We start from the raw sequence: 19,860 nt of genomic DNA, 5'->3' as shown, positions 1-19,860 counted from the left end.
AGACTGCTGTGACGACAGCACAACAATAAGAACAGGAGGTCTTGCCGTGAATGTTGCTCCCGTCCAGTCGCCCCACAGCGTCAAAGGTCAGGTCAGTGCCGCCGAGTGGCAAACTCGCGTCGATCTGGCGGCTTGTTATCGTTTGGTCGCCGCGCATGGTTGGGACGATCTGATCTTTACGCACATTTCGGCCAAGGTGCCGGGCACCGAAGATTTTCTGATCAACCCGTTCGGGCTGATGTTTCACGAAATCACCGCGTCAAGCCTGGTCAAGGTCGATCAGGCCGGCAACAAGCTGATGGACAGTCCTTACGAGATCAACCCGGCGGGTTACACCATTCACAGTGCCGTGCATGAGGTTCGTCACGATGTGGTTTGCGTGTTGCACACCCACACCGCCGCAGGTGTTGCGGTCTCGGCGCAAAAGCAGGGCATTCTGCCGATCAGCCAGCAATCCCTGTTTGTCCTGTCCAGCCTGGCTTACCACGCGTATGAAGGCGTGGCGCTGAACCATGAAGAAAAAGCACGCCTGCAAGCCGATCTCGGTGAAAACAATTTCCTGATGCTGCACAACCACGGTCTGCTGACCTGTGGCGGCACCATCGCCGATACGTTTCTGATGATGTTTACCTTCCAGCGCGCCTGCGATATCCAGGTGCTGGCACAGAATGGCGGCGCCGAATTGATCGCCATCGAACCGCAGATTCTGGCGGGCGCCAAGGCGATGATCGCCGGCGTGACCAAAAGCGCTCAAGGGATGGGTGGCGCGCTGGCCTGGCCGGCGCTGCTACGCAAACTCGATCAACAAGACCCGGGTTATAAACTCTAATGCCACTCGCCGAGATCCCCCTGTGTGTCTGGCGCAAACGCGGCCAGACGTTCGTATTCCGTGGCCAGACCATTCGCTATTGGACGGCCGGACAAGGTGAGCCGCTGTTGCTCATCCATGGCTTTCCGACCGCCAGTTGGGACTGGCATTACCTGTGGCAACCACTGGCACAGCGCTATCGGGTGATTGCCTGCGACATGCTCGGTTTCGGCGACTCTGCCAAACCGGTGGACCACGAATACAGCCTGCTCGAACAGGCCGACTTGCAACAGGCGTTGCTGGCGCATTTGAGTGTCACGCAACCGGTGCACGTACTGGCTCACGACTATGGCGACAGCGTGGCGCAGGAACTGTTGGCCCGGCATTACGAAACCCGCGTTCACCTGGCCAGTTGTGTGTTCCTCAACGGTGGCCTGTTTCCCGAAACCCATCGTCCGCTGCTCGCGCAAAAACTGCTGCTTAGCCCCTTGGGCTGGATGATTGGCCGCGCCTTCACGCGTGACGCGCTGGTGAAGAGCTTTCGGCAGATTTTCGGGCGGATGACCCGACCGACTGAAAGTGAAATGGATGATTTCTGGGGGCTGGTCGACAGCAACCATGGCCCACGAATCATGCACAAGCTCATCACCTATATCCCTGAGAGGCGGGTTCATCGCGAGCGTTGGGTGGGTGCCATGCAGCGCGCAGAAGTGCCGTTGCGCGTGATTGATGGCGAGGTCGATCCGATCTCCGGTGCACATATGGTCGCGCGCTATCGTGAGCTGATTCCCAACCCGGACACGGTCCTGCTGGCCGAGATTGGCCATTACCCACAGACCGAAGCCCCGGTGCAGGTGCTCAAGCATTACCTGGAGTTTCGCGATCGGCTGATTTTGCCGCCGCGCAAGTTCGCGTACTCCTGATTATCCCCCTGCCTTATCGGGCACCATTCAGCCTCACCCCTGTTCATTGTGACCAGCAGCGCCGTGCCTGACACTCGGGCTTATTGTCCCTGGCCTGCTGGAGTTCCCCCCATGAATGAGTCTGTGCGCTTCGAAGATAAAGTCGTGATCGTCACCGGTGCAGGCGGCGGCCTGGGCCGGGCACATGCGCTGCTGTTCGCCAAGCAGGGCGCCAAAGTGCTCGTTAACGATCTCGGCGGGTCGGCGCAAGGCGAGGGCGCCAACGCGTCCGCAGCAGACCGCGTAGTGGCCGAGATTCGTGAGGCCGGCGGCATTGCCGAAGCCAACCATGATTCCGTCACCGACGGCGACAAAATCGTCCAGCACGCCCTCGATGTTTTCGGCCGTGTCGATGTAGTGGTCAACAACGCCGGAATCCTGCGCGACAAGACTTTCCACAAAATGGACGACGCCGACTGGGACCTGGTTTACCGCGTCCACGTCGAAGGCGCCTACAAAGTCACCCGCGCTGCCTGGCCGCACATGCGCGAGCAAAACTATGGCCGCGTGATCTTCACCGCGTCGACCTCCGGCATCTACGGCAACTTCGGCCAGTCCAACTACGGCATGGCCAAACTCGGCCTCTATGGCCTGACGCGCACCCTCGCCATCGAAGGCCGCAAGAACAACATTCTGGTCAATGCCATCGCACCGACTGGCGGCACGCGCATGACCGAAGGCCTGATCCCGCCGCAAGTGTTCGAACAACTCAAACCGGAACTGGTCAGCCCGCTGGTGGTGTATCTGGCCAGTGAAAACTGCAAGGAGACTTCCGGGCTGTTCGAAGTCGGCGGCGGCTGGATGGGCAAGGTGCGCTGGGAGCGTAGCCTGGGCGCCGGGTTCGATCCACGGGTGGGATTCTCGCCGGAGGATGTAGCGGCGCAGTGGGAGCAGATATGTGATTTCGAGGGCGCGGCGCATCCGAAGGACAATATTGAAGCGCTGAAGGAAATGATGGGGAATTTGCAGAAGTATTCGCTTTGATGGAGGCCGGCAAGGTCACAGTTGATGACCTTGCTGGTGCTTAGTGTTCTGGGCTGCAACGGTTATCAAGGAAAATACTTGCGAACCAATGCGGCCAGATTCGCCGCCGTTTGCGCATCCATGATTCCGTCGTATGTTTCAGGGCGGAAGTGCAACTGAAAGGTTCGAACCAGTTGCGTGAAACCTTGATCGGTAGACGCATTTGAAACGTCATACCCATAGGTTTTGAACAGTTTGAGCAATTCGGTTCGGGTTGGAATGCCGGTTTCACTGTATTGCTGCAGATAGGCGTCGCGGGTGGCGTCGTCGAACCAGGCACCAATGCCTTTCAAATACAGCGCATGCCAGGGAAATTTCGGCCCCGGGTCGCTCTTGCGGCCGACCGCAATGTCAGAGTGGCCCAGGACATGGGTCGGACTGATATCCGGATAGCGCTCAAGGATGTTCAGCGCCAGATCTTCAATCGCGGCAATTTGTTCTGGCTGATACGGCGGGAAGTTGAACACCCCTTGGCTGAACGTCGCCAGGTTGACGATTTCGACACCGATAGAGGTGTCATTCAGATTGCTGCGGTTACCCCACTGACTGACGCCCGCGTGCCAGGCGCGTTTGGTTTCGTCGACGAGGCTGAAGACTTCTTGCCCGGTGTAACCGGCGTTCAAGTAGCTCGGATCGGTAATGTCCGGAACCAAATAGTGGGCGCTGACATTCGGGCCGGTCAATGCATTGACCGAACTGGAGAAGTTGCCGGCCGTGTAGTGGAAGATCAGAAAGCGTACTCGGCTGTTGGAACTCTGGGTGGCGTGATGTTTGTTGTAGATGATGGGTTTCATGAAAAACGACTCGTGGTTAATTAAGTTGAAGTCAGCACGTAATGAGAGTTAGTGGCTGAGCTGTTATTAACCTTAATGGCTGGGGCGCTTTGTGTGTTTACAGAAGCTTGTAGTCGCTTTCCGAAAAATGTGTAAGTAGTGGAAGTGTGGGATGCGGAGTGGCCGCTTTGGTAGTGGAGTCAGGCACGTCTGCCTGCTCCACTGTTTTATTTTCTATTCTTCTATTTTGAAGCCGGGTTTGCCGTTGGCGGCTCGCCATTGTTTTATGGCTTCTATAACGCCGGTTGGACTGTCCTCCACACCCGGCTCTGGATAGTACAAAATTCCAGTTCCGTTGGGGTGCTCTGAAGTGCTTACGATATTGTCGACGATCGCGTCGTGTTCTTTCTCCGATGAGTAATCGCCTTCAACTAATCGGTTTATAAGGCTCATAAATTCGGATTCTGTATATTCTTCAAGTTTATCTTTAAAAGTCATTTTAATTATCTCCTTTTTTGGAGTGGGTCTCGATGTGTTGCCTTGGTGTTAATACTTGGAGATTATCTAGATCGTAGACCGAACCACCTTCACTGATTGGCTGGATATGGTGGATTTCAAATTTTTGCCGTTTGCCCACCTGCTCTGTTGGGTGAGCGCTTGGCGATAGTCCCTTTCGAATATCAAATTTGTTGAACAGGGTAAATTGTTCAAGCAAAACCTCTTCATTTGCTACGGCCTTCCAGAATTCCCTGCGGAACGCTTTGAAACTCGAAAACTCCCTCCCTCGAAGTTTATCCGCAATCTGCTTGGGAATCGGTGCGCCATCTCGTGTTGACGCTACTCCCACCCAGTTTCCCGAAACGGACTGTCCGGAACCACTGGCAACACCGGGTTCACTCCGTCGATCCCTGAACATCGTGAAGACCGGAGGAAGCCCCGACTCAGCCGGGAAGACTGTGATAAACCCACCAAAGCTGTACAAATCCAGCTCTGGAAATTCATCGAGCCTTCCTTCCAAAGCTGTAAGGCTCGTGCCGTCGTAAACGGCAATGTTCCGATCGCTGGCGGGGAGAGTGGTTGACGCGTCGTTCGGCGTGACGATGGGCGTCCAGGTCATGCCCACCGACGGAGCATCCGGGTTGTAAGACCTGTAGGCATTGACGGCAGGATCGTAAGTGGCGAGTCGCACCTGGACGTGGCCAGGCACTGTTGTGCCGTTTGTTGCCGCGACAAAGAACTCGGTTATGTTCCCCGCTGTTAAGGAGCCGATCGCCACCGGCAGCCTGACCTCTCCATTGACCTGTGCAATGGCAAGCAAGTCATCTGGATTGACCTGTGCGAGATCCGAGAGTGGGATGCTAAGGGCGTGGAGATCGTTGGCCTGGTACTCCGAAAGCGCGAGGCTCCAGGCATGGAAGTTGTCAGGGACAAGTTTCGAAAGCGGGGTGCTCAGTTCACGGCTTTCACCGTCAGCCAGCGGCGAGGGGAACAGGAGTGCTGCAAATCCCACTAGTACGGCGCTTGCAGCTGCGGTGCCTGCCGTTGTTACTGCGCCAACTGCGGCGTGCAGTGCGACCCTGACGGCCTGGGTTGTCGCTACGCCAGCGGCGAGACGTCCCGCTGCCAAGGTGAACACCGGACCGGCTGCGGCAGACCGGCCTGATATGGGAAACGGCCGACTGGCTTTGGCGGCTTCCCACGATTCGAACATCGCAACCATCGCTCTGAATCGTTCGAGCTCTTGCGCATTCTTTTTGGCATCGGCTTCCTTTCTTTCTTTTTCTTCTTGTTGTTCTTTTTTTTCACGTGCCTTTTCTTCCTGCCGTTTGGCCTCGGCTTGTGCTTCTAGAAGAGCCCGTTCCGCAGCGACTTGCTGCGCTGCCGCTTGCGCCGCAACCCGCGCTTGTTCCGCCGCCAATTGCCGTGCATTTTCCAATGCGGCAAGTCGCGCTTGCTCACGAGCCCGGGCCGCAGCTTCTTCATTTATGCGCACCAACTCAGCGGCGGCCCTTTGTGCTTCTTCATTCGCTTGAACAACCCTGAGGAAGTTCTGCACATCAACGGTTCGCTGGTTGAGCGACTGGAGTGTTTGAGACAACAATCTTGCGTCGTAACCTGCCCTCAAAGATTGAGTCCACGCCTGCATGGCAATGCCGTTCGACGTTGGACGTTTTTCCATCGTCGTGGCTTTTTTCATGAAATCATTGATATTCCGGTTAAACGGATCACCCGAATAGAAAGCATTGGCAGTCGCAGTTTTACTGTGAAACTCCGCGGCTTTTCGTTGTGTCAGTGTGTTAAGTACTCCCAGTTCCCGAATGATCGATTGAGAAGGTGGAAGTGGATCGGTGGGACCTTCAGTTCTAACGGAGGCCAGTTCGGCTTCGATCGATTGAGGTAATTGACTGAACCTGGCCTGGTATTCCTGTTCCAGCGCTTTGGTTGTGCGTTGGAGTGTGAGCAGGTTTTGATTAAAGGCGCTGAGGCCGTGGCCGAGCGGTCCATCTACCAGTACTTTTGATGTTCGCGGTGCGGGAATCATGTGGTCGGGTGCGATGCCCTTTATTTCGAGAGGCGTTTCAAAATTAAGAAAACCTGGCCCTGATTGGCTGGAATGGTTAGGTGGCTTTTGCATATTCATATCCTTTTGAATGTGCATATGGATTGAGAAATAACGTATTGCTGGTCATTAAAAAATGAATGCCGGTTATTTCGTCGTGCCATTAAAAGTTACAACGGAAATCGAAAGTATGGGTCCGAGAGGTGCGTCAGTTTTTACATAAAGATTCGAGAGAAATTTCGATCAGGCAGGATTAAACGCAGGATTATCTTTCGCGTAATGAGATGTTTCTTATGCTGTTACAGGAAACATCCTGCAGGAATCTCGCCCATAAAAAAGGCCGCTGCAAACGCAGCGGCCAAGTAAGACGTTGGATCAGGAGCTACAAATCAACGTCTGTGTACACGGGGTGATCAATCGAAAAAGCGTCGATTCATCTGGATTCTGTTGTCAATGGCGTGGGTAGTTCACACCGCCATGGCTTCGTGCTGTCCGGCGGATCACCGTGACAGCCCGGCAAGAATAAGCCGTTGAGCCCAAAGGAAAAATAGCGATTCGCGACATGCAGTGTTGCAGCCTGGGTAACAGTCCCTGCTCGACACACTCCTGTAGTTGCAGCCTCGCGTTGCTGCAAGTCGGCATTCACCTGGCCCATGCGTCTGACTGATAACCCTTCATCCAGCCCATTCATGCCCGGCGCAAAGCCGCGGCCCGTCTGGCCATTCATCCTTAAGAGGTACACCGCGAATACCTCCTTGGTGCGCTTATCGCTCTTCGGTTGCGGCAGTAGGGTGGGGCCTTCTGTCACTCACCGGGGAAGACGCATGACAAAAACAACAATGCGCGCCATCTTCAAACCGCAAGCGCTGGCCGCTGCGGTGGCCTTGGGTTGCTGTGCCCAGGCGCAGGCTGTTTCATTCAATATCGGCGAGATCGAGGGCACGTTTGACTCCTCACTGTCCGTCGGCGCGAGTTGGGGCATGCGCGATGCCGAGAAATCGTTGGTGGGCACCGTCAACGGCGGGACCGGGCAGTCGTCGACCGGTGATGACGGGCGGCAGAACTTCGGGAAGGGAGAAACCTTTTCCAAAATCGTCAAGGGCATCCACGACCTCGAACTGAAGTACGGCGACACTGGAGTGTTCGTGCGGGGCAAGTACTGGTACGACTTCGAATTGCAGGATGAAGATCGTCCGTTCAAACAAATCAGCGACCACGGCCGCAAGGAAGGCGCCAAGTCTTCCGGCGCGCAAATCCTCGATGCCTTCGTTTATCACAACTACTCCATCGCTGAACTTCCGGGCAGCGTGCGCGCCGGCAAGCAAGTGGTGAGCTGGGGTGAAAGTACCTTCATCGGCAACTCGATCAACAGCATCAACCCGATCGACGTTTCTGCGTTTCGCCGTCCCGGTGCCGAGATCAAGGAAGGCTTGATTCCGGTGAACATGCTGTACGTCTCCCAAGGCCTGACGGATCAGCTCTCGGTCGACGGGTTCTACCAACTGGAGTGGGACCAGACCGTTCTCGACAACTGCGGGACGTTCTTCGCTGTCGACGTAGCGGCGGATGGTTGCAACAACAACTACACCGTCGGCAGCCCCGCGATTGCGCCGTTGGCGCCGGTGGCAGCCGCGTTCGGCCAGCCGATTCTAGTGACCCGCGAAGGTGTGGTCGTTCCTCGCGGCGGCGACCGCGATGCGCGGGACTCCGGGCAGTGGGGCACCGCGTTGCGCTGGCTCGGTGATGATACCGAGTACGGCCTGTACTTCATGAACTACCACAGCCGCACACCGACGGTGGGCACTGTCACGGCTGGCGCGTCGACGCTGGCCAGCCTGCCGGGCATGGTCGGCATCGCCAACCGCCTGGCCCCCGGTAGCGGTGCGGGGCTGGCGCAGAGTGTGATGCTCGGTCGTGGCCAGTACTACCTCGATTACCCGGAAGACATTCGTCTGTATGGCGCGAGCTTCTCCACCACCTTGTCGACCGGTACGGCGTGGAGCGGCGAGATCAGCTATCGCCCTAACGCCCCGGTACAGGTCAACACCAACGACCTGACCCTGGCCTTGATCAACCCGATTGCCGGCGGTGCCGCATCACCGATTGCCACGACGCCTGGCGCCGACAACAAAGGCTACCGCCGCAAGGAAGTCACGCAGATCCAGAGCACCCTGACGCAGTTTTTCGACCAGGTACTGGGCGCGCAACGACTGACTGTGGTGGGCGAAGCGGCCGTGGTTCACGTCGGTGGCCTGGAGGGGCGTAGTCAATTGCGTTACGGCCGCGACTCGGTCTACGGCCAGTACGGTTTCGGGGGCGACACCGAAGGCTTTGTCACCTCGACCTCGTGGGGCTACCGCGCCCGGGCGATCCTCGATTACGCCGACGTATTCGCCGGGGTCAACCTCAAGCCCAACTTGTCCTGGTCGCATGACGTTTCCGGCTACGGCCCCAACGGGCTGTTCAACGAAGGCGTCAAGGCGGTCAGCGTCGGCGTCGATGCCGACTATCGCAACACCTATACCGCGAGCCTCAGTTACACCGACTTCTTTGGTGGTGACTACAACGTCCTCGAAGACCGCGACTTCGTGGCGCTGAGCTTCGGCGTGAACTTCTGATCTGGCTGAGAAGGATGATTTCAATGCGCAAGATGATTCTGCAATGCGGCGCCCTGGCCCTGAGCTTGCTGGCTGCCAACGTGATGGCGGCAGTGTCGCCGGATGAAGCGAACAAACTCGGCACCAGCCTCACGCCGCTGGGGGCCGAGAAGGCCGGCAACGCCGACGGCTCGATCCCCGCCTGGACCGGTGGCATTCCAAAAAATGCGGGTGCGGTGGACAGCAAAGGCTTTCTCGCCGACCCGTTCGCCAGCGAAAAACCGCTGTTCGTGATCACTCCGGCGACCGTCGACAAGTACAAGGACAAACTGTCGGAAGGCCAGGTGGCGATGTTCAAGCGCTACCCGGAAACCTACAAGATCCCGGTCTACCCGACCCATCGCACCGTGGCCGTGCCGCCGGAAATTTTCGAATCGGCCAAGCGCAGTGCACTGAACGTGAGCACCATCAACGACGGTAACGGCCTGGCCGGTTTCACCGGCAATCGCTACTACGCGTTCCCGATTCCCAAGAACGGCGTCGAAGTGCTGTGGAACCACATCACCCGTTACCACGGCGGTAACGTCAAACGCATCATCACCCAGGTGACCCCGCAAACGAACGGCAGCTACACGCCGATCCGCTTTGAGGAAGAAATCGCCGTCCCGCAGCTGATGAAGGACCTGGACGCGGACAAATCCGCCAACGTGCTGACCTTCTTCAAACAGTCGGTTACCGCGCCGGCGCGTCTGGCCGGTAACGTGCTGCTGGTGCATGAAACCCTCGATCAGGTGAAGGAACCGCGTCTGGCGTGGATCTACAACGCCGGCCAGCGTCGTGTACGTCGCGCTCCGCAAGTAGCCTATGACGGTCCGGGCACTGCCGCTGACGGTCTGCGCACCTCCGACAACTTCGACATGTTCTCCGGTGCGCCGGATCGCTACGATTGGAAACTGATCGGCAAGAAGGAAATGTACATCCCGTACAACAGCTACAAACTCGACTCGCCGAGTCTCAAGTACGACGACATCGTCAAGGCCGGCCACATCAATCAGGACCTGACCCGTTATGAACTGCACCGCGTCTGGGAAGTGGTCGGCACGGTCAAGCCGAGCGAGCGCCACATCTACGCCAAGCGCCACATGTACATCGACGAAGACAGCTGGCAAGTGGCGCTGGCGGATCACTACGACGGTCGCGGCCAACTGTGGCGAGTGGCCGAAGGGCATGCTCAGTACTACTACGATCACCAGGCCCAGGCGTACACGCTGGAAGCGCTCTACGACATCATTGCCGGCCGGTACATCGCGCTGGGGATGAAGAACGAAGAGAAGCACAGTTTCGAGTTTGGTTTCGAAGCCAAGATCGCCGACTACACGCCATCGGCGTTGCGTGCGGAGGGGGTTCGTTAAGGGCTTTATCCATTCACCGTGCAAAAGGCGACCGATGGGTCGCCTTTTTTATGGTTGTCGATCAACGTCCTGAATACTTCTCAACAAGCGGGTTAGACAGGTCTAGGGTGGCCTCACAACTATAAAAAGGCCCGCTGCAATGACCGCCATGACTCCGTGTCTGGACCGCTCCGGATTCCTGCCCCGTCTGTCCTCTCATCACCTGTCGCGTGAGCGCTTGAGCGACCCATTGCTGGCGTCGACCGCACGGGTGAAATTGATCTGCGCCCCCGCTGGCAGTGGCAAGTCGGCGCTGCTTGCCGACTGCCTGTTGCAGGCGCCGCCGCAGTGCCGGGTGTGCTGGTTGCCGCTGTCGGGCATCGCCATGAGCGTCGAGGATTTTTGTCTGCGCGTGGCTGAGGCATTGGGACTGGCGTCATCGGAGGAGACCGCGCTACTTGCCGCGCTGGCCCGAGTGCAATCGCCGACCTGGCTGTTTCTGGACGATTATTGCCGCGTCCCCAATCCAGAACTCGACCAACTGCTGGACCGCATGCTGGCCGTCAGCAGCCCGATGTTGACCTGGTGGCTGGGGACTCGCCGTCGCCCGCAATGCAACTGGCCACGGTTGCTGCTCGATGACGAACTGTACGAATGTGAGCGCTCGACGCTGGCCTTCAAGCAAAGTGAAATTGCCTCGTTGTTGCATCACCTGACGCCGGTCGATGCCAACACCGCCGCCAGCAAGATCATCCAGCGCAGCGGCGGCTGGTGCGCCGGGGTGCGCGTGGCGTTGCTGCAAAAATGCGACTGGTCGCGCAGCGATTCACTTCACGGTCGAGCGGACACGTTACTCGATTACCTCGAACACGAACTGTTCACCAGTCTGACCCCGGAGTTGACCGAGGTCTGGCGGGTGCTCGCGCATTTGCCACGATTCAATGCACGGCTGTGCGATCACCTGTTTGGTGTGGGTGAGGGCGCGCAATGCCTCAAGACCTTGCAGGAGCTGGGGTGCTTTATCGAACCGTGGCAGGCGTCGGCCGACTGGCTGCAGATTTTCCCGCCGTTCACGCAATTGATGCGTGATGAACAATGGCCGGCCGGGCGCTCCTGGCATCGTCGCGCCTGCCAGTGGTTCGCCGCTGAACTGGATTGGAAAGCGGCTTTCGAGCAGGCCCTGCTGGCCGAAGAATTTGAGGTCGCGGTCAGCCTGTTGCAGCACTTCAGTTTCGAGCACTTGTTCGAGGAACAGACGGTCGTGCTGTTGCTGCGTTTGTATGAGCATCAAGGCGCAGAGCTTATGTTCGGCTCCCCACAATTGGTCGGCTTGATCACCGCGGCATTGCTGTTTGCCGGGCGATTCGAGCAAGCCGCCGTTTGCATCGAACAGTTGTCGCGCTTTACCCCGCAACCCTCGGCGGTACAGCAGCGGCAACTGATCGCACGATGGCAGGCGCAACAGGGTTGGTTGCTGCATTTGCAGGGGCGTATGGAGGGCTCGAGGGCACATTTTCTTGAGGCGCTGAGCGAGCTTTGTCCAGGCCTGTGGACCGTGCGCTTGATGTGCCTGTCGGGTTTGACGCAACAGGCCCTGCTGCGGGGCGAACTCGATGTGGCGCAGGCGTTGAATCGCGAGGCGCTGTGCCTGGCGCGTGCGCAGGGCTCGCTGGTGTTCGAAGGGCTGCTGGAACTCGATCATGCGCAATTGCTTGAACAGCGTGGCGCTCCCCAGCGTGCCGAAAGCCTGCTCGCGAACATTCATGAATTGCTCAATCAACCCGTCGAGAGACCTGTGCCATTGCTGGGTCGAATCGCGCTGCGTCGTGGTCGGCTCGCACTCTGCCAAGGAAACGATGAACGCGCCGAGGCGTTCTTTCACGCCGGCCTGGAACAGTGTTTGCGCAGCCACGACAAACGCGTGCTTTACGGCTTTCTCGGTCTTGCCCAGTTGGCGGCTAACCAGCGTGACTATGCCCAGGCGTTCGTCTTGCTGCGCGATGCCGAGAGGCTGATGCAGCAACGGCATATTCCGGACACGGTCTATCGCGGCGTGCTGCTGCAAGTCAGTAGCCATTTCTGGTTGCAACAGGGGCGTGCCGAACTGGCGTGCGAAGCCTTGAGTCGTGTGCTCAAGCACTATCGCGGACCTCAGGCGCGGCAGGCGCCCCCGGCCACGCTTGAGCTGATCCCGCGTATCGAATACCTGTTGATCATCGCAAGGTTTCGGACCGAGCCGGATACGGGCGAGGCGGCAGCACAACTTGAGTCATTGATGAAGCTGGCGCAGACGCAAGGCATGTGGATGCTCGCGACCGAATTGCAATTGGCCCTGGCTGAAGTGCTGTGGCTAGAAGGCCAAACCACGAAGGCGATTGATGTATTGCAGGAGGGCTTGCGCAACGTGACACGGTATCAGGCGCATCAAGTGCTCAATGAGTTGCGCCAGCGTCAGCCGTTATTGTTTGTCGACGAACAGGCTTCTCTAGAGTCGTGTCATCAGCCGTGCGGTCGTGCAGATACAGCGGAAACCTTGAGTCAGCGTGAACTGCAAGTCTTGAAGCTGGTGGCCCTCGGTCATTCCAATCAAGAAATTGCAGATACGCTGTTTATTTCTTTGCATACGGTTAAAACCCACACCCGGCGTATACATGGGAAATTGCGGGTCGAAAGGCGCACGCAAGCCGTGGCGAAGGCCAAGGCGTTAGGGTTGTGGGGTTGAAACTGAAGGTAGCGGCAATGATTGATCGCCGATCAGCGACTGACCTCGTCGGCTTGATACCCCATCCGCCAACTCACGGCCCGTGTCGCCGCCAGCAAACGCTGCGCCGCCGGGCCGTTTTCGTCGGCGTGAAACAACGAGGTCGGGCCGACAATGGTCATGACCGCAGCGACGTTTCCGACTGCATTGAAGACCGGTGCTGACAAGGCGTCGACACCGGGCATCAGCAAGCCATGCACATGGTGCAAGCCGCGTTCGCGGATCTGTTCGCACAAGCTCGCGTAGGCCTGATCGTCCGCCAAAATGTGATCGGCGGCGTTTTGCAGTTCCTGTTCGCGCAAATCCACTGTTTCGCGCTTGGGCAAAAACGCGCCGAACACCAGGCCGGTGGATGAACTGAGCAGCGGCAACACCGACCCCAACTGCGTCACCACCGTCACTGCGCGCACAGCCGGTTCGATGTGCACCACGGTCGCCCCTTGATTGCCCCACACCGCCAGAAAGCAGGTTTCATTCAATTCATCGCGCAACTCGGCCAGGGGCAGGGCGCCGACTTTCAGCACGTCCATACTGTTGAGTGCAGCGAGCCCCACCCGCAAGGCTTCGCGACCGAGACCGTAATGGTTGGTGGCCGGGTTCTGCTCGGCAAAACCGCTCGCAATCAGCGCCTGCAAATAGCGGTGAACCTTGCTCGCCGGCATCTGCACGTGTTCGGCCAGGCGCGACAGGGAGGTCGAGGGCGACAACTCGGCCAAGGCCTTGAGGATGTCGGTGCCGACCTCGGCCGAGCGGACTTTCTGTTTGTCGTTGTTGCGCGGCGTTTCCATGGAGGCGGTCTGATCCCGGGACGAATGGGCGTCTTTATAGCTTGACGGTCAATACCAATCAAATTACGTTATGCGTAATCAGATTACGATAAAAATAACCCAGGCGTGCCGAACCTCTGCAACAGAGTGACAGGCCATCGCCTAGTCCCCGTTCAGGAGGCTCCATGAACCCTGATTCAACCGCGCCAGCGCTGGTCTATCAGTCCGGCTTCGGCAACGAATTCAGCAGTGAAGCGCTGCCCGGCGCACTGCCCGTCGGCCAGAACTCCCCGCAAAAAGCCCCGTATGGCCTCTACACCGAATTGTTCTCCGGCACCGCGTTTACCATGCCCCGCAGTGAAGCCCGGCGTACCTGGATGTACCGCATTCAGCCATCGGCCAATCACCCGGCGTTCGTCAAACTGGAGCGGCAACTGGCCGGCGGCTCATTGGGTGAAGTGACCCCCAATCGCCTGCGCTGGAACCCGCTGGAGATCCCGACCGAACCGACCGATTTCATCGACGGGCTGGTGAGCATGGCGGCCAACTCGGGCGCGGAAAAACCGGCCGGGATCAGCATCCATAGCTATCGCGCCAATCGTTCCATGGAGCGCGTGTTCTTCAACGCCGACGGCGAAATGTTGTTGGTGCCTGAGCTGGGGCGTTTGCGCATTGCCACTGAGCTCGGCGTGCTGGAGCTGGAGCCGCTGGAGATCGCCGTGCTGCCGCGCGGGCTGAAATTCCGTGTCGAACTGCTCGACCCGCAAGCGCGCGGTTACATCGCCGAGAACCATGGCGCACCGCTGCGTCTGCCAGACCTGGGGCCGATCGGCAGCAATGGCCTGGCCAACCCGCGGGACTTCCTGACGCCGGTTGCGCACTACGAACACCTCAAGCAACCGACCACCCTGGTGCAGAAATTCCTCGGCCAGTTGTGGGGTTGTGAGCTCGATCATTCGCCGCTGAACGTGGTCGCCTGGCATGGCACTAACGTGCCGTACAAATATGACCTGCGCCGTTTCAACACTATTGGCACGGTCAGCTTCGATCACCCGGACCCGTCGATTTTCACGGTCCTGACCTCGCCGACCAGCGTCCACGGTTTGGCCAACCTGGACTTCGTGATCTTCCCGCCGCGCTGGATGGTCGCCGAGAAAACCTTCCGTCCGCCGTGGTTCCACCGCAACCTGATGAACGAATTCATGGGCCTGATCCAGGGCGCCTACGATGCCAAGGCCGAAGGCTTCGTGCCCGGCGGTGCGTCCTTGCACAGCTGCATGAGCGCTCACGGCCCGGACGGCGAAACCTGCACCAAGGCGATCAACGCTGAGCTGGCGCCAGCGAAAATCGACAACACCATGGCCTTCATGTTCGAGACCAGCCAGGTATTGCGCCCGAGCCGTTTCGCCCTCGATTGTCCGCAACTGCAAACCAATTACGATGCCTGCTGGGCCACGCTGCCCGCCACTTTCGACCCGACCCGGAGATAACCCATGACTCAGACTTCCATCACTCGTAGCTGGGTTGCCTCCGCCAACGGCCACACGGATTTCCCGCTGCAAAACCTGCCATTGGGCGTGTTCAGCGTGAACGGTTCGGCCCCGCGTAGCGGCGTGGCGATTGGCGAGCATATTTTTGATCTGGCGGCGGCGCTGGACGCCGGCCTGTTCGACGGCGCAGCCAAAGCGGCTGTTGAAGCCACCCGTGGCGGCCAGTTGAATGCTTTTTTCGAACTCGGTCGCGAAGCTCGTGTTGCCCTGCGTGAGCGCTTGATCGAACTGTTCAAGGAAGGCAGCACCCTGCACGGCAAGATCGAAGCCCAAGGCGCAAAACTGCTGCCATTGGCGGCTCAATGCACGATGCACCTGCCGGCGAAAATCAACGATTACACCGACTTCTATGTGGGCATCGAGCACGCGCAAAACGTCGGCAAGCTGTTCCGCCCCGACAACCCGCTGCTGCCGAACTACAAGTACGTGCCGATCGGCTACCACGGTCGCGCCTCGACCATTCGCCCGTCGGGCACCGATGTTCGTCGTCCGAAAGGACAGACCTTGCCGGCCGGTCAGACCGAACCGACGTTTGGTCCGTGCGCGCGTCTGGATTACGAACTGGAATTGGGCATCTGGATTGGCCAGGGCAATGAAATGGGCGACTCGATCGCCATCGGTGACGCCGCCGATCACATTGCCGGTTTCTGCCTGCTCAACGACTGGTCGGCGCGGGATATCCAGGCCTGGGAATATCAGCCGCTAGGCCCGTTCCTGTCGAAAAGCTTCATCACCAGCATCTCGCCGTGGGTCGTCACCGCCGAAGCGCTGGAGCCGTTCCGTCGCGCCCAGCCTGCGCGCCCTGAAGGCGATCCGCAGCCGCTGCCGTACCTGTTCGACAAGCGCGACCAGGCCGCTGGCGGTTTCGACATCGAGCTGGAAGTGCTGCTGCTCACCGAAGGCCTGCGCGAGCAAAATCTGCCGGCCCATCGTCTGACGCTCAGCAACACACAGCACATGTACTGGACCGTGGCGCAAATGGTTGCGCACCACAGCGTCAACGGCTGCCAGTTGCAGGCCGGCGACCTGTTCGGTTCGGGCACGTTGTCCGGTCCGCAAAACGGTCAGTTCGGCAGCCTGCTGGAAATCACCGAGGGCGGTAAAAAGCCGATCGAACTGGCATCGGGCGAAGTGCGTAAATTCCTTGAAGACGGCGACGAGATCGTCCTGCGTGCCCGTTGCAGCCGTGAGGGTTTCGCGTCCATCGGCTTCGGCGAATGCCGCGGCAAAGTACTGCCGGCGCGTTAAGAGGATCGAGTGATGGAACTCTATACCTACTACCGTTCGACCTCGTCGTATCGGGTGCGTATTGCACTGGCGCTCAAGGGCCTGGATTACCAGGCCTTGCCGGTCAACCTGATTGCACCGCCAGGTGGCGAACATCGTCAGCCGGCCTACCTGGGCATCAACCCGCAAGGCCGGGTGCCGGCCTTGCGCACGGAGGAAGGCGAGCTGTTGATTCAATCGCCGGCGATCATCGAATACCTCGAAGAGCGTTATCCACAGGTACCGCTGCTGTCCAAAGACCTTGCTGCCCGCGCGCATGAGCGCGGTGTGGCGGCGGTGATCGGTTGCGATGTGCATCCGCTGCACAACGTCAGCGTGCTCAACAAGCTGCGCCAGTTGGGCCATGACGAACCGCAAGTGGTGGAGTGGATCGGGCACTGGATCAGCCAAGGGTTGGCGACGGTGGAGCAGTTGATCGGGGATGAGGGTTATTGCTTTGGCGATGAACCGGGGTTGGCGGATGTCTATCTGATTCCTCAGCTGTATGCGGCCGAGCGATTTAACCTCTCCCTCGAAGCGTATCCACGGATTCGCCGGGTGGCGGCGCTGGCAGCCACGCATCCCGCGTTCATCAAGGCTCACCCGGCCAACCAGCCAGACACCCCATAAAGCCTCACCCGATCAAAATGTGGGCGCGGGCTTGCTCCCACATGTTTGATTTCGGCATGGCCTGGATTCATGTCTGCCATCGATCCCAGTGGGAGCGAGCCTGCTCGCGAAGGCGGTGTTGACTGATACACCGCTATCGCGAGCAGGCTCACCCCTACAGGGGGTCAATGGACGATCGAATTGGGCGGCAGGTGCCCCAGGCGTTCGGTCAGGCGGATTCGCTGGATCGGGTCGTCGCTGAGTAACAGCGCATGCTCCAGATCGAAGCGCTCGGCATTCGGGCAGTCCAGGCGCTGATAGAGGCTGGCCCGGGCCAGGTAATCGGCGGCGCTGGCGTTGCCCAGTTCCAGCACGCGTTCGGCATCGATCAGCGCGCCAATGTAGTCATCGTGGGAGAGGTGCAGTTGACGCAGGTTTCGCGACAGGCGTTGCAGCATCTGCACCGGGTCTGCCGTCAGTAAATGGTCGGCGCCGAGTTTCAAGTTCGGGCCGTATTGGCGTTGCAGCAGTTCCCGGCAGTCGTTGGGGTACAACCGGCGTCCGCCACAAGGGTCCAGCAGGTGATCCGCACCCGGCACCCGCAGCAGGAAGTGCCCCGGGAAGTTGACCCCCACCAGCGGGATCTCCAGACGCTTGGCCAATTCCAGCGCAATCAGCCCCAAGGACAGGGGCTGCCCGCGTCGCAGTTCCAGCACTTTATTGAGCAAGGCCACTTGTGGGCGCAACGGCGTGAAGTCGTCCTGCGCGAACCCCAGGTCATTCATCCGCCGCAACAACGGCTGGGCCAGTTCGCTGACCGGTAACATCGGCAGGCCATAGCTGACTTGCTGTGTCAGGTCGCTGAATTCGGCCAGCACGGCTTCGGGATTCAGCCGTGAGTCGTGCTCGACCGCCATCCACAGCGCCGCTTCGAACAGCGCGGGCGGTGAACGTTGCAGGCAATCGAAGAAGCGTTGGCGGGGCGTCATCAAAATCTCCGGCGGATGCCTCGTTTTAGCCCCGTCTCCGACATTCGTCCAGTGCTGCACACATCCGGTTTCAGGTTATGTCTAAAAGCCTGCAACGTAGCGCCGCTTATTCCGGTGCGCTTCTGCAATTTTTGGGCGCAAGCCTATACTGGCGACTACAAGAAGTGATTCGGGAGCCCCACGATGTTCGCTCTCATGCAAAGCACTCGCCTTGAATCGCTGCATCTGAGCGTCGACCCGGTCACCGGGTTGAAGGCGGTCATTGCCATTCATAACAGCCGGCTCGGGCCTGCCCTGGGTGGTTGTCGTTACCTTGCCTACCCCAGCGACGAATCCGCGGTCGAGGATGCCATACGCCTGGCGCAAGGCATGAGTTACAAGGCGGCGCTGGCCGGGCTCGCCCAGGGCGGCGGCGTGGCGGTGATTGTTCGCCCGATCCATGTGGAAAATCGCGGTGCGCTGTTCGAAGCGTTCGGACGCTGTATCGATCAGCTCGACGGTCGCTACATTACTGCGATCGACAGCGGCACCTCGGTGGCGGACATGGACTGCATCGCCCAGCAAACCCAACACGTCACCAGCACCACGTCGGCAGGCGACCCCGCGCCGCATGCCGCCATGGGGGTGTTCACCGGTATTCGAGCGACCGCGATGGCCCGCCTGGGCAGCGATAACCTGGAAGGGCTGCGGGTGGCCATCCAGGGTTTGGGCAACGTCGGTTATGCGCTCGCCGAACAACTGCACGCGGCTGGCGCGGAACTGCTGGTCAGCGATATCGATCACGGCAAGGTGCAATTGGCGATGGAGCAATTGGGCGCTCACCCGATTGCAAACGAAGCATTGCTCAGCACACCGTGCGACATCCTCGCGCCGTGCGGCCTGGGCGGCGTGCTCAACAGCCACACCGTGACACAACTGCGTTGCTCGGCTGTGGCCGGCTCTGCGAACAATCAACTGACGCACCTGGAAGTCGCCGATCAACTGGAGCGGCGGGGAATTCTGTATGCGCCGGACTACGTGATCAATTCCGGGGGGCTGATCTACGTTTCGCTCAAGCATCGGGGCGAAGAGCTGACGACCATCACCGCGCATCTGTCGAAAATCGCCTCACGGCTGACCGAAGTCTTCGCCCATGCCCAAGCGGAAAAACGTTCGCCGGCGCGGGTGGCGGACGAATTGGCAGAGAAAGTGTTGTACCGCTGAGCGATTCTTTTATCCCGGACATGAAAAAGGCCCTGAGTCCTTCGACTCAGGGCCTATTCAATTCTGGCGTTACTTACTTCGGCGTCTTGGCCGCTTTGGCGGGCTTGGCCGGCGCCGGCTCAGCGGCTTCAACCGCCTCGTCAGGTTCAGCCTGTGCCACCACTTCAACCGGCGCATTCAGCAGTTCGGACAACGCATCCGGCTGGCTCTTGAATGCCTTGGCGAACACATCGCGATTCTTCGCCATGTAGATCCCGGCTTCTTCCACTTGCTGCTCGGTCAGGGACGGAACGGCTTTTTGCAACACTTCAGCCAGCAATTCAGCCAGTTCGAGCATTTTGTCATGACGGTCAGCTTCGGCTTTATCCATGAACAAGCGCTCCAGATCTCGGCTGCTGCGGTATACCACTTCGACGGCCATTCACCACCTCACATGCCTTCACATTAGTTGTCTGTTTCGACCACTGTATTTATATACAGCGAAAAGGATAAGCGAATCCCTGCGCTTTGGGTAGTGGCTTTTTAATGGTTCTTCACGGAATCCCGGGAAACACAGAAACAAGAACGCCGATTTGATTGATGATGTTCGTGCGAGCAAACA

At 58.9% G+C, this 19,860-nt stretch carries 15 protein-coding genes and 1 pseudogene; 10 read left to right on the top strand and 6 right to left on the bottom strand.

The genetic code is table 11. From position 1 onward, the window contains the following. Nucleotides 1–46 precede the first annotated feature (46 nt). The 3 genes from AC07N8_RS11950 (at nucleotide 47) to AC07N8_RS11940 (ending at nucleotide 2,754) form a co-directional block, all read left to right on the top strand. On the top strand, nucleotides 47–829 hold the full coding sequence (locus tag AC07N8_RS11950; protein ID WP_493143715.1) for a class II aldolase/adducin family protein: 783 nt from the start codon (nucleotides 47–49) through the stop codon (nucleotides 827–829). Beyond that, nucleotides 829–1,731 (top strand): alpha/beta fold hydrolase, encoded by a 903-nt coding sequence (locus AC07N8_RS11945; protein WP_483842581.1) that lies wholly within the window; start codon nucleotides 829–831, stop codon nucleotides 1,729–1,731. Before AC07N8_RS11950 ends, AC07N8_RS11945 begins: the two co-directional genes overlap by 1 nt. Nucleotides 1,732–1,842: 111 nt before the next feature. Further along, nucleotides 1,843–2,754: an SDR family oxidoreductase gene (locus AC07N8_RS11940; RefSeq protein WP_059181601.1), complete on the top strand. Its 912-nt coding sequence runs from the start codon at nucleotides 1,843–1,845 to the stop codon at nucleotides 2,752–2,754. A 65-nt stretch (nucleotides 2,755–2,819) separates the two neighbouring features. Here AC07N8_RS11940 and AC07N8_RS11935 read toward each other — a convergent pair whose 3' ends face one another. The 3 genes from AC07N8_RS11935 to AC07N8_RS11925 all read right to left on the bottom strand — a co-directional run bounded on the left by AC07N8_RS11935 (nucleotide 2,820) and on the right by AC07N8_RS11925 (nucleotide 6,201). Continuing rightward, nucleotides 2,820–3,587, bottom strand: a complete 768-nt coding sequence (locus AC07N8_RS11935) for an N-acetylmuramoyl-L-alanine amidase (RefSeq protein WP_493143713.1) — start codon at nucleotides 3,585–3,587, stop codon at nucleotides 2,820–2,822. Nucleotides 3,588–3,800: 213 nt separating this feature from the next. Further along, nucleotides 3,801–4,064 carry a bacteriocin immunity protein gene (locus AC07N8_RS11930; RefSeq protein ID WP_493143710.1) on the bottom strand — a complete coding sequence of 88 codons (264 nt, stop codon included), beginning with the start codon at nucleotides 4,062–4,064 and terminating at the stop codon, nucleotides 3,801–3,803. Nucleotide 4,065: 1 nt separating this feature from the next. Next, entirely contained in the window at nucleotides 4,066–6,201 is a 2,136-nt protein-coding gene (locus AC07N8_RS11925; protein ID WP_493143708.1) for a pyocin-S2/colicin E7-DNase domain-containing protein, read from the bottom strand. 749 nt (nucleotides 6,202–6,950) lie between these two features. Between AC07N8_RS11925 and AC07N8_RS11920 the strand changes: the two genes are divergently transcribed. The 3 genes from AC07N8_RS11920 (at nucleotide 6,951) to AC07N8_RS11910 (ending at nucleotide 12,836) form a co-directional block, all read left to right on the top strand. Then, nucleotides 6,951–8,744: a DUF1302 domain-containing protein gene (locus AC07N8_RS11920; RefSeq protein WP_493143706.1), complete on the top strand. Its 1,794-nt coding sequence runs from the start codon at nucleotides 6,951–6,953 to the stop codon at nucleotides 8,742–8,744. A gap of 23 nt (nucleotides 8,745–8,767) precedes the next feature. Continuing rightward, nucleotides 8,768–10,135, top strand: a complete 1,368-nt coding sequence (locus AC07N8_RS11915) for a DUF1329 domain-containing protein (RefSeq protein WP_483842586.1) — start codon at nucleotides 8,768–8,770, stop codon at nucleotides 10,133–10,135. A 139-nt stretch (nucleotides 10,136–10,274) separates the two neighbouring features. After that, nucleotides 10,275–12,836: a LuxR C-terminal-related transcriptional regulator gene (locus AC07N8_RS11910; protein ID WP_493143704.1), complete on the top strand. Its 2,562-nt coding sequence runs from the start codon at nucleotides 10,275–10,277 to the stop codon at nucleotides 12,834–12,836. 32 nt (nucleotides 12,837–12,868) lie between these two features. Here AC07N8_RS11910 and AC07N8_RS11905 read toward each other — a convergent pair whose 3' ends face one another. Then, on the bottom strand, nucleotides 12,869–13,663 hold the full coding sequence (locus AC07N8_RS11905; RefSeq protein WP_483842588.1) for an IclR family transcriptional regulator: 795 nt from the start codon (nucleotides 13,661–13,663) through the stop codon (nucleotides 12,869–12,871). 164 nt (nucleotides 13,664–13,827) lie between these two features. On the opposite strand from AC07N8_RS11905, the gene hmgA reads away from it, so the two are divergent. From hmgA to maiA, 3 genes are read left to right on the top strand one after another with little or no spacing between them, the layout of a single operon-like run. After that, nucleotides 13,828–15,132: a homogentisate 1,2-dioxygenase gene (hmgA, locus tag AC07N8_RS11900; protein ID WP_483842589.1), complete on the top strand. Its 1,305-nt coding sequence runs from the start codon at nucleotides 13,828–13,830 to the stop codon at nucleotides 15,130–15,132. A 3-nt stretch (nucleotides 15,133–15,135) separates the two neighbouring features. Beyond that, entirely contained in the window at nucleotides 15,136–16,440 is a 1,305-nt protein-coding gene (gene fahA / locus AC07N8_RS11895; RefSeq protein ID WP_493143702.1) for a fumarylacetoacetase, read from the top strand. A gap of 12 nt (nucleotides 16,441–16,452) precedes the next feature. After that, a complete protein-coding gene (maiA, locus tag AC07N8_RS11890) occupies nucleotides 16,453–17,088 on the top strand; it encodes a maleylacetoacetate isomerase (RefSeq protein WP_483842591.1) in 636 nt (211 codons plus the stop codon). Between the two features lie 164 nt (nucleotides 17,089–17,252). Here the strand turns inward: maiA and AC07N8_RS11885 are convergent, their stop codons facing one another. Then, nucleotides 17,253–18,056: a SirB1 family protein gene (locus AC07N8_RS11885; protein ID WP_493143700.1), complete on the bottom strand. Its 804-nt coding sequence runs from the start codon at nucleotides 18,054–18,056 to the stop codon at nucleotides 17,253–17,255. A gap of 183 nt (nucleotides 18,057–18,239) precedes the next feature. Between AC07N8_RS11885 and AC07N8_RS11880 the strand changes: the two genes are divergently transcribed. Further along, complete coding sequence (locus AC07N8_RS11880; RefSeq protein ID WP_483842593.1) at nucleotides 18,240–19,259, top strand: Glu/Leu/Phe/Val dehydrogenase family protein; 1,020 nt, start codon at nucleotides 18,240–18,242, stop codon at nucleotides 19,257–19,259. Between the two features lie 181 nt (nucleotides 19,260–19,440). Here the strand turns inward: AC07N8_RS11880 and AC07N8_RS11875 are convergent. Next, nucleotides 19,441–19,680, bottom strand: a pseudogene (locus AC07N8_RS11875) (YebG family protein); the annotation flags it as partial. Nucleotides 19,681–19,860: the final 180 nt, after the last annotated feature.

It is taken from the genome of Pseudomonas sp. GW821-FHT10C09 (assembly GCF_059415465.1).
The sequence above is the reverse complement of the archived record's forward strand: the minus strand, read 5'-3'. Positions and strand labels throughout refer to the sequence as shown.

Coding starts and splice junctions, on each gene's coding strand:
- AC07N8_RS11935 (WP_493143713.1), bottom strand. CDS start 3,587: ATGAAACCCATCATCTACAACAAACATCACGCCACCCAGAGTTCCAAC.
- AC07N8_RS11880 (WP_483842593.1), top strand. CDS start 18,240: ATGTTCGCTCTCATGCAAAGCACTCGCCTTGAATCGCTGCATCTGAGC.
- AC07N8_RS11905 (WP_483842588.1), bottom strand. CDS start 13,663: ATGGAAACGCCGCGCAACAACGACAAACAGAAAGTCCGCTCGGCCGAG.
- AC07N8_RS11930 (WP_493143710.1), bottom strand. CDS start 4,064: ATGACTTTTAAAGATAAACTTGAAGAATATACAGAATCCGAATTTATG.
- AC07N8_RS11910 (WP_493143704.1), top strand. CDS start 10,275: ATGACCGCCATGACTCCGTGTCTGGACCGCTCCGGATTCCTGCCCCGT.
- AC07N8_RS11940 (WP_059181601.1), top strand. CDS start 1,843: ATGAATGAGTCTGTGCGCTTCGAAGATAAAGTCGTGATCGTCACCGGT.
- AC07N8_RS11925 (WP_493143708.1), bottom strand. CDS start 6,201: ATGCAAAAGCCACCTAACCATTCCAGCCAATCAGGGCCAGGTTTTCTT.
- hmgA (WP_483842589.1), top strand. CDS start 13,828: ATGAACCCTGATTCAACCGCGCCAGCGCTGGTCTATCAGTCCGGCTTC.
- fahA (WP_493143702.1), top strand. CDS start 15,136: ATGACTCAGACTTCCATCACTCGTAGCTGGGTTGCCTCCGCCAACGGC.
- AC07N8_RS11915 (WP_483842586.1), top strand. CDS start 8,768: ATGCGCAAGATGATTCTGCAATGCGGCGCCCTGGCCCTGAGCTTGCTG.
- AC07N8_RS11920 (WP_493143706.1), top strand. CDS start 6,951: ATGACAAAAACAACAATGCGCGCCATCTTCAAACCGCAAGCGCTGGCC.
- maiA (WP_483842591.1), top strand. CDS start 16,453: ATGGAACTCTATACCTACTACCGTTCGACCTCGTCGTATCGGGTGCGT.
- AC07N8_RS11945 (WP_483842581.1), top strand. CDS start 829: ATGCCACTCGCCGAGATCCCCCTGTGTGTCTGGCGCAAACGCGGCCAG.
- AC07N8_RS11885 (WP_493143700.1), bottom strand. CDS start 18,056: ATGACGCCCCGCCAACGCTTCTTCGATTGCCTGCAACGTTCACCGCCC.